Source organism: Microbulbifer pacificus, from assembly GCF_033723955.1.
Taxonomy (GTDB): Bacteria; Pseudomonadota; Gammaproteobacteria; order Pseudomonadales; family Cellvibrionaceae; genus Microbulbifer; species Microbulbifer pacificus.
This window is the reverse complement of record NZ_CP137555.1, coordinates 829,342-844,705: the sequence shown is the minus strand read 5'-3', so window position 1 is coordinate 844,705 and position 15,364 is coordinate 829,342. Positions and strand designations below refer to the sequence as shown.

The window sequence follows — 15,364 nt, the reverse complement described above, 5'->3', positions numbered from 1 at the left end:
AGCGTCAGCGACAGGGACGTCGCTGACGCAGCGTACAGGGATGTATTCACAGCGGTTTTGAAAACGAATACCCAGCGCTTGTCCGCCACAATGCCAGCTTCAGAGCTTTACCCCGAAGCCAGCGGTAACCATCACTGCCAGTTCAGGATAACCTTGCCTGACTCACCGGAACCCATGGTTTCAAAGCCTTTCTGGTAATCATCCACCGAAAACTGATGGGTAATGATCGGAGAGAGGTCGAGGCCAGATTGGATCAGGCTCGCCATTTTGTACCAGGTCTCGAACATCTCGCGGCCGTAGATGCCTTTCAGGATCAGGCCCTTGAAAATCACCTGGCTCCAGTCGATCGCCATCTCACCCGGGGGAATGCCCAGCATCGCAATTTTGCCGCCGTGGTTCATGGACGACAGCATATCGCGGAAGGCCACGGCAACACCGGACATCTCCAGGCCCACGTCGAAACCTTCGGTCATGCCGATTTCTTTCATCACGTCCGGCAGCTTTTCACGGCCCACATTTACGGTGCGGGTCGCACCCATTTTCTTGGCCAGTTCCAGGCGGTAATCGTTGATGTCAGTGATTACCACATGGCGCGCGCCCACGTGGCGGGCAACCGCTGCCGCCATGATGCCGATGGGGCCGGCGCCGGTGATCAGCACATCTTCACCGACCAGATCAAACGACAGTGCGGTGTGCACCGCGTTGCCGAACGGGTCGAAAATAGAAGCCAGCTCGTCGGAAATATTGTCCGGGATCTTGAACGCGTTCAGCGCCGGAATTACCAGGTATTCTGCGAAAGAGCCCTGGCGGTTTACGCCAACACCGTAGGTGTTGCGGCACAGGTGGCGGCGGCCGGCGCGGCAGTTACGGCAGTGGCCGCAGGTGATGTGGCCTTCGCCACTAACCCTATCGCCCACTTTAAAGCCGGCCACTTCCTGGCCCATGCCCACCACTTCGCCCACATACTCGTGGCCCACCACCATGGGTACCGGAATGGTCTTCTGCGACCACTCGTCCCAGTGATAGATGTGCATATCGGTACCGCAGATGGCGGTCTTGCGGATCTTGATCAGCAGGTCGTTGTGACCTGGCTCCGGGATCTCGACATCGGTCATCCAGATTCCGGGCTTTGAATGGAGTTTGGATAGTGCTTTCATGTTTACTACTTAAATAATTTCCAGCTCTTTGCCGACTTCAATAAATGCATCAATACAGCGGTCCAGTTGCTCACGGGTGTGCGCGGCGGACATCTGGGTACGGATACGGGCCTGGCCTTTCGGTACTACCGGGTAGAAGAAGCCCACCACGTAAATACCTTTTTCCAGCATTTTGTTTGCCATCTTCTGCGCAAGCGCGGCATCGCCGATCATCACCGGAATAATCGCGTGGTCGGCACCTGCGAGGGTGAAGCCCGCTTCGGTCATACGCTTGCGGAAATAGGCCGAGTTGTCCTGCAGTTGTTTGCGCAGTTCGCCGCCTTCGATCAGCATGTCCAGCACTTTCAGAGACGCGGTCACGATCGCAGGCGCCACCGAGTTGGAGAACAGGTAGGGGCGTGAACGCTGGCGCAGCAAATCGATGACTTCCTTGCGACCGGAAGTGAAGCCGCCGGAAGCACCGCCGAGGGCCTTGCCCAGGGTGCCGGTAATAATGTCGACGCGATCGATCACGTCGCAGTATTCGTGAGTGCCGCGGCCGTGTTCGCCGAGGAAACCCACCGCGTGGGAGTCGTCCACCATTACCAGCGCATTGTATTTGTCCGCCAGATCGCAAATGCCTTTCAGGTTGGCGATGACACCGTCCATGGAAAAGACGCCGTCGGTGGCAATCAGTTTGGTTTTGGCGCCAGCGGCATCGGCCGCCTTCAATTGTTCTTCCAGGTCCGCCAGGTCGTTGTTGGCGTAGCGGAAGCGCTTGGCCTTGCACAGGCGCACGCCGTCAATAATGGAGGCGTGGTTCAGCGCGTCGGAAATGATCGCGTCTTCCGGGCCCAGCAGGGTTTCGAACAGGCCGCCGTTGGCATCGAAGCAGGAGGTATAGAGGATGGTGTCTTCGGTGCGCAGGAATTCCGACAGCTGGAATTCCAGTGCCTTATGGATGTCCTGGGTGCCGCAGATAAAGCGCACGGAAGCCATGCCGAAACCGTACTGATCGAGGCCTTCTTTGGCGGCCTGGATCAGGTCCGGGTGGTTGGCGAGCCCGAGGTAGTTGTTGGCGCAGAAGTTCAGCACCTGGGTATCGTTGTTGACCTGGATCTCTGCGGCCTGCTGCGAGGTGATGATGCGCTCGCGCTTGTAGAGGCCGTCGGCTTCGATCTGTTTCAGTTCGTCGCGCAGGTGCTGGAAGAATTGCTCGGGCTTGGACATGGCGTTGTTATTGGCTCCCTTGGTGATATGGGGATTTGCTCGACTGGTGCATTTCGTGGCACAAGTCTAGTGGTCACACGGCCAGTTCACAGGCTTTGTGGGCTGTGACTGGTACGTCGCTGGCTCGGCAATGGGTGGCGAAGGCCAGCGCATCTTCCGTCGAGTCGAACAAGAGTTGCCACAGCAGTAGTCGATCGCTGCGTTTGACTGCCCGGACTGCCGTACGGCTGCGCTGGGGGGCAATCTGGATTTCGATAACGTCGGTGCTGGAAAGCTTGAATTCGGACATGTTCCCTCCAAAAAAATAGTGGAGGGCTGACGGCGGAAGAGGCGATCTGTCTGCAAACAAATCGCATCCCGGTTGGATTGCACAGCTGGGCCGATATTCTCGGTTGCCAGCAAGAGCCCCATCCCCTACACAGCTGTACGCAAAATGTACATTCCGTGAAGAGAAACCACCTTGCCCCGGTAGGCAGGTTGGCGTTGGCGTCAGCCACTCTCTTGATGTCGGGGGCAAAGATAGCGAGGGGGGAACGGGCAGTCAACAGCGCCGCCGATAAAGGCGGCGCGTCAGTTTTTTATGCGGGGAGCTGCACGGATTTCAGTTCAATAAACTCGTCCAGGCCGGCATTGCCAAATTCGCGCCCATTGCCGGATCGCTTCACACCGCCGAAGGGAGCGTCGTAATTGAACTCGCCGCCGTTGACGAAGCAGAGCCCCGCCTCCAGTAGGCGCACGATGGGCATCGCCGCTTCGGCATCCTTCGCCCACACGCCGCTGGAAAGGCCGTACTGGGTGTCGTTGGCGATGGCGATCGCCTCGTTCATGTCGCGGTACGGAATCAGGCAGGTGACCGGGCCGAAGATTTCCTCGCGGGCGATGGCCATATCGTTGTCGACGTCGGCAAATACCGTGGGTTTCACGTAAAAGCCTGTGGTGAAGCCCTCCGGTGTATCCGCGCCGCCGGTGACCAGGCGAGCGCCTTCGTCGATACCTTTCTTGATATAACCGCGCACGATGTCGCGCTGGCGGGCAGAGGAGAGCGGGCCCATAAAGGCATTTTCATCGGTGCCCATGGCCACTTCTTCCGCGACTTTTTTCGCGATGGCAACCGCTTCCTCGTAGCGCTCCGCGGGCACCAGCATGCGGGTGAGCGCTGTGCAGGTCTGTCCGCTATTGATGAACACGTCCTCGCAGCCCCAGCGCACTGCGGCCTCCAGGTCTGCCTCGGGGGTGATGATAAACGGCGACTTGCCGCCCAGCTCCTGGGTTACCCGTTTGACCGTTGGTGCCGCGGCTCTCGCCACCTCGATACCGGCACGGGTGGAGCCGGTGAACGACACCATATCGATATCCACGTGACTGGAGAGTGCGGCGCCGACAACCGGGCCGGCCCCCGGGACCAGATTGAACACTCCTGGCGGCAGGCCGGCGGCGTCGATGATTTCCGCCATGACATAGTCCTGCAGCGGAGTGATTTCCGATGGCTTCTGGACCATGGTGCAACCCGCCGCCAGTGCCGGTGCCACCTTGCCCACAAACTGGTGCAGGGGGTAGTTCCAGGGGGTGATAAACCCGCACACGCCGACGGGCTCTTTCAGCACCAGCGAGTGGCCGGCCGTCTCGGTCTCTTCCATGACCGCGGCGCGGTCCGCGAAGTAGCGCATGGCATAGATGGGACCATCGATATGCAGCCACTCGGTGATGTGGGGCGGGCAGCCGAGCGCCTGGGATACCGCGGCGATCAGGTCCGGCTTGCGCGCTTCCATACCGTCGGCAATGGCGTGCAGCAGGGCCTGGCGTTTGGCGGCGCGGCTGTGGCGCCATTCCTTGAACGCGGATTTTGCCGCGGCCACCGCGTCGTCCACGTCCTCCAGGGTGCCCTGAATCACTTCGCACACGACTTCCTCGGTGGCCGGATTGATGACCGCGTGCAGGTTGCCGCCTTTGGAGTCGCGCCACTCGCCATTGATATAGAGCTTGTGTGTGGGCAGGGATTTCAGGTCTGTCATGGTTGCTCCGCCGTGTTATTCGTTGTCGTTTATTAAAGTGAAATGTCAGTTTATGCCGGTGCGGTAATTTCGATCAGGGTCGGTCCCTGGCGCGCGAACGCCTCGGCCACTGCCGGTCCCAGTTGCTCCGGCTTGTCGATGCGGCAGCCGTCGGCGCCGAAGGCGCGGGCGAGGGCGACGAAGTCTGGCGCGCGCAGATTGACGCCTTCCCGCGCCACGGCGGCCTGATCCATGAAATCCCGGATCTCACCGTAGCCGCTGTTGTTCCACACCAGAATCGGCAGCGGCAGTCGCTGCTCCACCGCCGCCGCCAGTTCACCGAGGGTGAACATGATGCCGCCATCGCCAATCAGGCCGACTACCGGGCGCTTGCTCGCCAGTGCGGCACCAATGGCGGCGGGCAGGGCGAAGCCCAGGGTGCCGTAACCGGTGGTGCAGGTGATATGGCTGCGCGGCTGGTACAGCCCCAGGGCATGGTTGGTGTTGTATGCGAGCTGGGTGGAGTCACTGACGAGAATCCCGTTTTCCGGCAATGCCTCGCGCAGTGCCCGCACCCAGGGGAAGCGGCCTTCGGAGCCGGGCCACCACTCACTGCGGCAGCCGCGCAACAGGTCTTCTACTTCCGCGGCGGTGTGCCGCTGGCGCTCACTATTTGCTGCCGGCAGCGCATCCACGAGCTGCCCGAGGGTGGCTTTTGCGTCGGCACAGATCGCGAGGTCGGGATTCGCATTGCACACCAGTTGCGCCGGGTCCAGATCCACGCGGATCAGTTTGCCGTTGAAATGGTAGTTCTCGCGCACCAGGTTGCGATCGGTTTCCGCCAGTTCCGTGGCGACGGCCAGTACCACGTCTGCGATTTCAACGCGCTCGCGCACATTGGTAAAGCTGAGGTTGGCACCGCCGCACAGAGGGTGGCGCTCGTCGACGATGCCCTTGGCGGCGAGGGACAGGAATACCGGCGCCGCCAGTTGTTCCGCCAGTGCCGTCACCTCTTTACCCGCGGCCTGGGCGCCGCCACCCAGCAGGATCACCGGGGACTTCGCTTCCGCCAGCCACCTGGCTGCGGTGGCAATGGTGTCAGCCGGGGCGGCAGGCAGGGTGGCGGGCTTGACCGCGCGGTAGTCCGCAAGTGGTTTCTGCATGGGGGCGGGGAACAGGTCGATGGGGATTTCGATATGCACCGGCCCCGGACGCGGTGCGTGCATCACCTGAAATGCGCGCGCCAGTACTTCCGGCAGTTGTTCGGCGCAGGTCAGTGAGTGCTGCCACACACAGAAGCCGCGTGTCACATCCTGCTGGTGTGGCAGTTCGTGCAGGCGACCACGGCCGGTGCCGAGATCCTCGCGGCGGTTTACCGCACTGATCACCAGCATGGGGATCGAATCGGAAAATGCCTGCGCCATGGCGGTAGCGGCGTTGGTGACACCAGGCCCGGTGATCAGGAAGCAAACGCCCGGTTTGCCACTGGCGCGGGCGTAGCCATCCGCCATAAATGCGGCGCCCTGTTCGTGGCGCGGCGTGATATGGATCAGGCCGCTGCCCGGCAGACCGCGGTAGAGTTCGATGGTGTGTACGCCGGGAATGCCGAATACCGTGTCGACTTGATACTGGCGCAACAGGTGCATCAGTACCTGCGCGCAGCTTGGGTTCGGGTGTTGCGGTTGCGTAACTTGCATGGCGGCAAAACCTTTGAGCGTTATTGAAATTTGCACGGAGCCTATCCGCGGCTATCCGCGGCTGCAAGCGCCAGCAGACTCTGCGTCTCAAGGCGGAAATACGCCGGAAAATTGAGTGTAGTTGCGGGCCGAAAAAGAGAAAATTGCGCGAATTGGGAATTGGCACGCAACTGCGTAAACTTGCGCGTAATATCGAAAGATGACGTTTTGAAAGGAAACCGTGGTATGACAGCGATGGAAATTGACCAGTGGCGACGGGAGTATCTGCAGGGTGGCCTGCAGCGCAGTGACCTGGCGGCAGACCCTATCCGCCAGTTTCACGTTTGGCTGGAAGAGCTGGTGAAGGCGGATGTCTCCGATCCCAGTGCCATGTGCCTCAGCACCGCGGATGCGAGTGGCCAACCGTCACAGCGCATCGTGCTGTTGAAAGGATTCGATGAGCGCGGATTTGTTTTTTTCACCAATCTGAAAAGCCAGAAGGCGTGGGACATCACGGCCAATCCCAAGGTTTCCCTGCTGTTTCCCTGGCACTTTCTGGAGCGACAGGTAATTGTGCGCGGCGAGGCGCAGCAGGTGGAGGATGCGGAGGCGGATGCCTATTTCAGCACCCGTCCCCGGGATAGCCAGATCGCCGCCTGGGCCTCGCACCAGAGCGACGCCATCACCTCCCGCCAGGTGCTGGAAGACAGTTTCGAGGCGTTTAGTAAAAATTTTGAAGGCCAGGATGTACCGCGGCCGGAATTCTGGGGCGGCTACCGGGTTGTTCCTCACGCGGTAGAGTTCTGGCAGGGCAGGGCCTCACGGCTGCACGACCGCTTCGTCTACCGCGACATGGGCGATGGCGAATGGCAAATCGAGCGGCTTAGTCCTTAAGCCGCTGACGGCTCTGCCCTTCGGTCGCCAAAGGCGCAGGCGGGTTCAGGCACGCATAAACCGCTGGGTGTGGTAGTCGGTACTGCCGAACAGATACTGGATACTGGTAAGACGTTTGAACAGGTGCGCCACATCCAGTTCGTCGGTGACACCGATGCCACCGTGAATCTGCACCGCTTCCTGTCCCACCTTGCGGGCGGCCTTGCCGATGCGGCTTTTGGCCGCAGAAACCGCTTTCGGGGCAACACCGTTGCCCGCATCCAGCTGCATCGCCGCCATCATTAAAATCGAGCGCGCCTGCTGGCACTCGATAAACATATCCGCCATGCGGTGCTGTAGCGCCTGAAAGCTGGAGATGGGAACTCCGAACTGCTTGCGGGTCTTGGTGTACTCCACCGTCTTATGCAGCGCGCTTTCCATTGCGCCCACCGCTTCGGCGCAGATGGCGAAGGTTGCGCGGTCGACGATTTTTTCGATCGCCGGCAGGGCTTCACCTTCGCCGCCCAGCAGGTTGGCGCGGGGCACCTGTACGCTGTCGAAATAAATTTCTGCCGCGTTATGGCCATCTACGGTTTTGTAGCTGTTGCGGGTGATTCCGGGTGTGCTGGCGTCCACCATCAGCAGGCTCACCCCTCCGGTCGTCCGCACGGAAACTGCCAGTAACTCGGCGGCGCCGCCGTTGAGCACCACGGTCTTGTGGCCGCGCAGGATGAAGCTGTCTCCGTGGTCTTCAGCCGCTGTGGCCAGATTGCCCAGATCATAGCGACCCTGAGCTTCGGAAAATGCAAAGGCCAGCTGCAAATTTCCTTCCATCAGCGGAAGCAGCCAGTCGCTTTTCTGCGGGGCACTGCCGGTTTCGGCGATCAGTCCGCCGGCGAGAATGGCGCTCGCCAGCAGCGGCTCTACCACCATGCCCTTTCCGAATTCCTCCATCACCACCATGAGGTCGACCGCCGAGCCGCCGAGGCCGCCGTCCTCCTCGCAAAATGGCACCAGCAGCCAGCCAAGTTCGGCAAATGTCTGCCAGTACTGGCGATTGAAGGGGTCGCTGCTGGTGACGGTTTTCCGGCGTGTGTCGAAGTCGTAGTCCTGTCGGATAAACCGGGTCACGCTGTCGCGCAGCAGTTGTTGTTCCTCGCTGAAGGAAAAGTCCATCTCTACGTCCTCCGGTTACAGGCCCAGTACGGCCTTGCAGATAATGTTTTTCTGGATTTCGTTACTGCCACCGTAAATGGATGATTTGCGGTTGTTGAAGTAGCGCAACCAGCTGTTGATCGCGGCGTCTGTTGCTACCCTTTCACCGTCAAAATCTTCTTCCAGTTGCCAGGGAAGGTACGGCAGTCCGCCGCAGGCGGCGATCTCCGCATGCAACTCGTCAATACTCTGTGCGAGCTCCGTGCCCCTGATCTTGAGGATGGAGGACTCCGGCCCCGGGGCCTGTCCGGTGCGCACGGCGTCGAGGGTGCGCAGCTCCGTGTACTCCAGGGCCAGGAGCTCAATCTCGATCTCGGCGAACTTATGTGCGAATACCGGGTTCTCCATCAGGGTGGTGTCGCCATCCGGTGTTGCACCGGCAAGTTCCCGGGCGCGCTGCAGCTGGCAGCGGGAGTGGGCCACGCGGGCAATGTTGGTGCGCTCGTGGGTGAGTAGCACCTTGGCATAGGTCCAGCCCTGGCCCTCTTCGCCGATACGGTTTTCCACCGGTACGCGCACATTGTCGAAGTGCACCTCGTTCACCTCACGGTAGCCGTCCAGGGTCAGGATCGGCGACAGGGTAATTCCCGGGGTGTGCATATCGATCAACAGGAAGCTGATGGCGGTCTGGTTTTTTCCCTGTGAGCCACCGGTGCGCACCAGGCAGAAAATCCAGTCCGCGTAGTGAGCCAGCGTCGTCCAGGTCTTGGTGCCGTTCACCACGTAGTGATCGCCATCGCGGTAGGCAGTAGTCTTAAGCGAGGCCAGATCGGACCCCGCGTTGGGTTCTGAATAGCCCTGGCACCACCATACGTTGCTGGCCAGAATATCCGGCAAAAAGCGCTGTTTCTGTTGTTCGCTGCCAAAGGTAAAGATGACCGGAGCCACCATCTTCAATCCAAAGGGCACCACTTCCGGAGCGCCGGCCAGGGCGCACTCGGTTTCAAAAATACTTTTCTGGGTGGCGCTCCAGCCTGTGCCGCCGTGCTTCGTCGGCCAGTTCGCTGCAGCCCAGCCTCTGCGGTAGAGAATTTTTTGCCAGCGCACACAGTCTTCTTTCGTCAGGTGCATTCCCAGCAGAACCTTCCTGCGAATATCTTCTGGCAAGTTCTCGCTGAGAAACTGCCTGACCTCGTCCCTGAACGCCTGTTCTGCCTGCGTGTACTCGTTATTCACGATCGGATTACCCCCGTTTACTATCGATTCGATACTGACTTTTTTGATACTCGATCCGGACGAGGGTGCGCCCGGTAGTGGGGGCGCGCCACTACCGCCGAGGTAATGCCGGGCGAGCGCCAGAGGGGCAGGGAAATGGCGTGGGGATGAAAGGTGTCTGACAGATAACTGCAACATTACCGAAGAGGTTATGGCGCGGGGTAGGCGGGAGCCACACACTGGCAATCAGCTAGAGGCCCATTTGCGTAGCCAATAGTGGTTCTTTCTTGGTGCAACGTGACAAGCTCAGGAAGGCTGTTACCAATGGAATCACTGGTTCCCGAGACTGCTACTGCGGCGGGGAAGCGGAGAATTTTGGAAACAGATTTGCTGTATCCTCCAGCCTGACGTCGGAGTCATTTATTTCTGGAATATTTCCGCGGCTTCGGTTTACCGCTTCGGGGATTACTAGAATGAATTACTCAAAAAATAAACTTTTGTAACGGAAAAACCTCTAGTAGTCTTTCCACCGTCGACACCAGACATGGGGGGTCGACGCAAGACAGCGCGGTTGCTGATCGGATCATCGCTGAACAGTAAGTGGGTTCGACGTTGCGAGAAAGCCGTACCGATAGCGAAAGTTCTGTTGCTGGAAAATACATAAAAATAACTCGGTGCAATGGAGAGAAAACATGGGAAGCCCAACTGACGCTTTCACCCCTAAATCCTTTCGACTGATTAACGCCAATGGCAAGGGCCGGAATCTGTTGCTGGCCTCAGCCTGCTCCGTCGCTGCCATGTCGCTGGCCTGCGGCGTGGGCTCGGCCCAGGCTGCGGAAAAATCGGAAAATTCCATTAACACCCTGCTGGAAGAGGTGCAGGTAGTTGCCCGCAAGCGGGGCGATGCGGAGCGTCTGCAGGATGTTCCTGTCGCCGCCACGGCCTATTCCGGCGACCAGCTGGAAGCCCTGCAGACCCGCGATCTGGAAAGCCTGGCGTTCAAAATGCCCAATGTGCAAATGGACGATGCCGGTACCATCAAAAGCACCGCCAACTTCACCGTGCGCGGTCTCGGTGTAAACAGCTCCATTCCCTCCATCGACCCCACAGTGGGCGTTTTTGTGGACGGGATGTACATGGGTATCAACGCCGGTGTGATTCTGGATCTGTTTGATCTGGAGGGCATCGAGGTGCTGCGCGGTCCGCAGGGACTGCTGTTTGGCCGCAACGTCACCGGTGGCGCGGTCGTGGTGAAAACCGCCAAGCCCACCGAGGAGTTCACCAGCAAGGTGCGCTTCTCCACCACCGCGCAGAAAGAGTCGAATCTGGCGGGCACCGTCTCCGGCAAGATCAGCGATAGCGTCAACGGACGCCTGACTGCCTACTACAGCGACGACCAGGGCTGGTTCGAAAACAAGGCAACCGGCAATGACAACTTCGGTGCTTCCACCACCTGGTTTGTACGCCCGAGCTTCACCGTCGACCTGGGTGAGAGCGCCGATCTGATCGTGCGCCTGGAAAAAGGTCATGTGGATGCGGATGGTATTACCGGTATCAACCATGGTGAAGGCGCCAAGGCGCTGGCGGCATCCGTTGGTGTGACCGACTGGGACAATAGCAAGGGTTCCTTCGAGATCGCCATCGACGAAGAGGGCTATGCGGAAACCGACTGGAGCCAGGCCATCGCCGAATACAACCGGGAAGTGGCTTTCGGCAACGGCACCATCACCAACGTGCTGGCGTGGCGGGATTATGAGACCGCCGGTGACGGCGACATCGATTCCACGCCGCTGCCACTGTTCCACTCCAGCAGTGTGATTGACCAGAGCCAGATCAGTAACGAACTGCGCTATTCCGGTCGTTTCGGCTCCACTTCCGTCACTTCCGGCCTGTACTGGTTCAGCCAGGATCTGGAATACATGGAAGGACGCCAGATTCTCGGCGCGCTGGCTGCTCTCGGTCCTCCCTACGATCAGCTGTTCCCGCAGATGCATATTGGCGGCGGCATGCAGGATCACGAGGCCAAGGGCGTTTTCACCCAGGCGGATATCGACCTGAATGAAGCCTGGGTACTGACCCTGGGCGGGCGCTACTCCTGGGAGGAGAAGGACGTACAGATCGCCGCGATCCAGCAAAACAATGGTTGCGACATGAGCGGCTGTGGTACCTACGAATTCAATGACAGTGAAAAGTGGAGTGCATTCACCCCGAAAGTCGGCCTGCAGTGGGTAATGAGCGATACTGCCCAGACTTATGCGGTGTGGACCAAGGGCTTCCGCAGCGGTGGTTACAACATGCGTAACACCGTACCCGGGGAAGAGCCGGGCCCGACCGACCAGGAAGAGCAGAACAGCTTCGAGCTGGGCGCCAAGATGCAGTGGCTGGATGGACGCGTGAAAACCAATATGGCGCTATTCCACAACACCATTGACGATATGCAGCGTGAGGTGAACCTGCCGAGCGAAACCGCCGGTGTGGCACAGCTGATCCGCAACACCGCCAACGCCACCATCCGCGGCGCCGAGTTCGAGATGATGGCGGCGGCCACCGACAACCTGCTGCTGACCATGAATGTGGGCTACGTAGATGGCGAATACGATGATGTGTGGCTGGATATCAGCGGTGATGGCGTGGTGGACAGTGCGGATTACGCGCTGGAGATCCCGCGTCTCGCGCCCTGGACCTACGGTGTGGGCATGGTACACGACCTGCAAATTGGCAGCTGGGGCGCACTAACATCGCGCATCAACTACAACCATCGCGATGCCTCCGCCTATACCGACAACAACCGCGGCATGCTGAGTGAAGTGGAAATGGTGGACTTCAGCATCGGTATCGAGCCGGACGGCGGCAACTATCGCGTTGCACTGTTTGGCAAGAACATGCTGGATGAGGTCAGTGAGGGCAACGATACCCAGCTGCCGACCGCACTCGGTCCGTTCGTGATGGGGCCAGGCGCCAGCTTTACCCCGCTCAACCGCGGGCGCATCGTCGGTATCGAACTGAACTACGAAATCTAAACGTTAAATCACCTCCGCCAGTCTTGATTGGCCCGGCTCTGCCGGGCCTTTTTTGTTGTAGGATTCAGCACTTCAAAACATGGAAAGAAGGTGGAACACCATGCGCTACATCGACCTGCCGGAATACGGTGGCCCGGAAAAAATGCAACTCGCTGAGGGCGATGCGCCAGTGGCCGGTACCGGTGAGGTTCTGATCCGCGTCGCCGCCGCCGGGGTGAATCGCCCGGATGTGGTGCAGCGCGCGGGTTTTTACCCGCCGCCGCCGGGGGCGTCACCGGTACTCGGGCTCGAAGTAGCCGGTGAAATTGTCGCGGTGGGCGAGGGTGTAAGTCGCTGGCAGGTGGGGGACCGGGTGTGTGCGCTGACCAATGGCGGAGGCTATGCGGAATTCGCGCTCGCTCCCGCAGGCCAGTGCCTGCCGATACCGCAAGGGTTGAATGCCGTGGAGGCAGCAGCGCTGCCGGAAACGTTTTTCACCGTGTGGAGTAACCTGGTGCACCGCGCGCGCCTCAAGCAGGGCGAGGTGTTGCTGGTACACGGCGGCTCCTCCGGTATTGGAACCGCGGCCATCCAGATCGCCGCAAACTTGGGGGTGCGGGTATTTGCCACAGCCGGCAGCGCGGAAAAATGCGCGGCCTGCGAAACGCTCGGCGCCGAGCGCGCGATCAATTATCGCGAACAGGATTTTGTGGCGGAGGTGCTGGCGGCCACCAACGGCAAGGGCGCGGATGTGATTCTCGACATGGTCGGCGGCGACTATGTCGACCGCAACATCCAGTGCGCGGCCCGCGATGGCCGCATCGTCAATATCGCATTCCTCGCCGGCGCCAAGGTCGAGGTCAATATGCTGCCGGTAATGCTGAAGCGCCTGACGCTGACCGGTTCCACCCTGCGCCCGCAGCCAGCGGAAGTGAAGGCGGCGATAGCACAGGATCTGGAGGCGCAGGTGTGGCCCCTTATTGTGGCGGGCAAAATCCGTCCGCAGATTGCGGCAACGTTTCCACTGGCAGAGGTTGCGGCGGCGCACCGTCTGATGGAGTCCAGTAGCCATATTGGCAAGATTGTACTGGAGGTCTGAAGGGCGGAACCGGTGCATTGTTGTGTATGAGCTTTGCGGTCTGCGGATGGTATAGCAGACGCAGCAATGCTACCTCCCCGGACGCGATATCGGTGTAGGCGCGATACAGTTTGCTGATGTTGCGAACATACTGCACCGGTTCCGCACCGCGCGCAAAGCCATAGCGCGCGTGCTTGAAATAGTTCGGCTCCGATAGCCGGAGCATGCCCACTTCCACATTGTCAAACCAGATATCGGGATTGAGCCCGAGTTTTTTTGCCACCCTTTGCGCGTCGTACAGGTGGCCGATACCGGCGTTGTAGGCGGCGAGGGAAAACCACAGTCGGTTTTGCAGGCTGACATCCGGGGAAAAACGCTCGCGAATCCAGCCCAGGTATTTAACGCCGGCTTCAATCCCGCGTTGCGGTTCAAACAGCGGTGGCGGATAGCCGATTTCTTCCGCCGTGCGCGGCATTACCTGTAGCAGCCCCTGGGCGCCCACCGGGGATTCCGCTTTCGGATTAAAGCTGCTTTCCTGCCACATCTGGGCCACGATCAGTCGCCAGTCGAATTCGTGTTTTCTGGCGGAATCTTTGACCAGTTTGTCATACGGTGAAATGTCCTTCCCGGGTTTTAGTCGCGCCAGCAACTTGTCACTGACCCTCTTATTCGGCTTGAAATAGAAATCGACTTTCTTGGTGTACCCATCCGAATTTTTAAAGTCGGTTAAAAAATCGTTGATTTTTTTCAGCAGCGATTCATTGCCCCTCAGCACCATCCACCCCTGGGGAAGTGGGTCGCTGACCACAGGGCCCAGTACCAGTTCTTCGCGCAGTGCCGCGCCCATCTCCGCCGCACTGGCATCCACGATGGTGGCTTCGGCTTCACCCTCGGCAACCATGTTGATGATGCGCCCATAACTTATTTCGGGCGCCGCGAGCTCGATTTTTACCTGAATACCACTCTGCTGCAGACCTTTGGCGATTTCTTCGAAAATCGAGAAGGCGCGCAGTGTCAGGGTGCGCCCATTCAGATCCTGCAGGCTCTTGATGGGCGGCTTGCCGCTGTTGCTCAGTACCTGTTCCGCCACTTCCATATACGGTGTGCTGAATTCCACACCCTGAGCCTTGCGCTCGTCGGTAATGGTGATGGACGCTCCGGCAAAATCACCGCGCCCGGCCTTGAGCCACTCGATCAATGTCTGGTCGTGAGGCACTACAATCAGTTGCAGTTCAAGGTCGTGCTTGGCGGCAAATTTTTTTGCCAGGTCGTAATCAAACCCCATCAGCGTTCCCTTCCACATGAAGTAGCTGGTGGGGCCGTTGTAGGTAAGAAAGCGGATTACCTTGGATTTTTTGATCGATGCCCAGTCGGATTTTCTGTCGACAGGTGCGGAAACCATTTTCTTGGTGAGAAAATTGTTGACACGCAGTTTGAGTTCCGGCGAGTCCTTGCGCATGGCCCACACGATGTCTTCTTCATCGCTGACAAAGGCGCCGGATTTCATATCGCTGCGGTAGTTCAGCAACCCTTGCAAAATAGAACTGTCAATGATGGTGATGACGTTCTTGCGCTGGTTGATGTTGTCAATCAGTCGGTCAATGGAATCGTCAGGTCGCAGTGCCCGCATTTCTATTGTGGCGTTGGGAATTTTTTCCTGTAGCGCCTTGGCGGTAGCTACGTAAGTGCTTCCCTCCATAATGACAATGACAATATCGCTGAGCTTGTTCGGATGGTCGATGTCGGGTCCGTCTACCCCGGTTGCCAGTTGTTGGCGGGACTTGGTGATCGTCTCGGTTAAATCAAAATTCTGGGCGCGCTCCTCGGTGCGAGTTAGGTTGCCGGTGAATATATCGGCACGCCCGTCCTTGATCAGTTGCAGCGCTTGTTCGGGTGAGGCTGCGGCTATCCAGTGGGGTTCGAGCTTGAGTGTTTCGGCCAGGTCTTGTGCCATTTCATAGTGCAGCTGGGTGACGATGGTGGCGCGGGGGAGCAGATCGTCTTCACTGGT

Annotated in this window: 10 protein-coding genes, 1 pseudogene and 1 riboswitch; of the genes and pseudogenes, 3 read left to right on the top strand and 8 right to left on the bottom strand. The window is 59.3% G+C overall.

The features are described 5' to 3' along the window. Positions 1–131: 131 nt before the first annotated feature. The 5 genes from tdh to R5R33_RS03780 form a co-directional block, all read right to left on the bottom strand. Positions 132–1,157 carry an L-threonine 3-dehydrogenase gene (tdh, locus tag R5R33_RS03800; protein WP_318954718.1) on the bottom strand — a complete coding sequence of 342 codons (1,026 nt, stop codon included), beginning with the start codon at positions 1,155–1,157 and terminating at the stop codon, positions 132–134. 9 nt (positions 1,158–1,166) lie between these two features. Continuing rightward, complete coding sequence (locus tag R5R33_RS03795) at positions 1,167–2,366, bottom strand: glycine C-acetyltransferase (RefSeq protein ID WP_318954717.1); 1,200 nt, start codon at positions 2,364–2,366, stop codon at positions 1,167–1,169. Between the two features lie 73 nt (positions 2,367–2,439). Further along, positions 2,440–2,655 (bottom strand): hypothetical protein, encoded by a 216-nt coding sequence (locus tag R5R33_RS03790; protein WP_318954716.1) that lies wholly within the window; start codon positions 2,653–2,655, stop codon positions 2,440–2,442. A gap of 89 nt (positions 2,656–2,744) precedes the next feature. Then, a riboswitch (SAM-I-IV-variant riboswitch) is annotated at positions 2,745–2,879 on the bottom strand. 65 nt (positions 2,880–2,944) lie between these two features. After that, entirely contained in the window at positions 2,945–4,378 is a 1,434-nt protein-coding gene (locus R5R33_RS03785) for an aldehyde dehydrogenase family protein (protein WP_318954715.1), read from the bottom strand. Between the two features lie 50 nt (positions 4,379–4,428). Beyond that, positions 4,429–6,090 carry a 5-guanidino-2-oxopentanoate decarboxylase gene (locus R5R33_RS03780; protein WP_318954714.1) on the bottom strand — a complete coding sequence of 554 codons (1,662 nt, stop codon included), beginning with the start codon at positions 6,088–6,090 and terminating at the stop codon, positions 4,429–4,431. A 198-nt stretch (positions 6,091–6,288) separates the two neighbouring features. Between R5R33_RS03780 and pdxH the strand changes: the two genes are divergently transcribed. Then, positions 6,289–6,927 (top strand): pyridoxamine 5'-phosphate oxidase, encoded by a 639-nt coding sequence (pdxH, locus tag R5R33_RS03775; protein ID WP_318955694.1) that lies wholly within the window; start codon positions 6,289–6,291, stop codon positions 6,925–6,927. 45 nt (positions 6,928–6,972) lie between these two features. On the opposite strand, the gene R5R33_RS03770 is transcribed toward pdxH, so the two are convergent. Both R5R33_RS03770 and R5R33_RS03765 read right to left on the bottom strand, forming a co-directional pair. Next, positions 6,973–8,082, bottom strand: coding sequence for an acyl-CoA dehydrogenase family protein (locus R5R33_RS03770; protein ID WP_318954713.1), 1,110 nt, complete (start codon positions 8,080–8,082; stop codon positions 6,973–6,975). Positions 8,083–8,097: 15 nt separating this feature from the next. Beyond that, positions 8,098–9,297, bottom strand: a complete 1,200-nt coding sequence (locus R5R33_RS03765; RefSeq protein ID WP_318954712.1) for an acyl-CoA dehydrogenase family protein — start codon at positions 9,295–9,297, stop codon at positions 8,098–8,100. 671 nt (positions 9,298–9,968) lie between these two features. On the opposite strand from R5R33_RS03765, the gene R5R33_RS03760 reads away from it, so the two are divergent. Together R5R33_RS03760 and R5R33_RS03755 are read left to right on the top strand one after the other, a co-directional pair. After that, positions 9,969–12,296 carry a TonB-dependent receptor gene (locus R5R33_RS03760; protein WP_318954711.1) on the top strand — a complete coding sequence of 776 codons (2,328 nt, stop codon included), beginning with the start codon at positions 9,969–9,971 and terminating at the stop codon, positions 12,294–12,296. A gap of 100 nt (positions 12,297–12,396) precedes the next feature. Beyond that, positions 12,397–13,374 (top strand): NAD(P)H-quinone oxidoreductase, encoded by a 978-nt coding sequence (locus R5R33_RS03755; protein ID WP_318955693.1) that lies wholly within the window; start codon positions 12,397–12,399, stop codon positions 13,372–13,374. Positions 13,375–13,636: 262 nt separating this feature from the next. Here R5R33_RS03755 and R5R33_RS03750 read toward each other — a convergent pair. Beyond that, positions 13,637–15,307, bottom strand: a pseudogene (locus R5R33_RS03750) (transporter substrate-binding domain-containing protein); the annotation flags it as partial. Between the last annotated feature and the right edge of the window lie 57 nt (positions 15,308–15,364).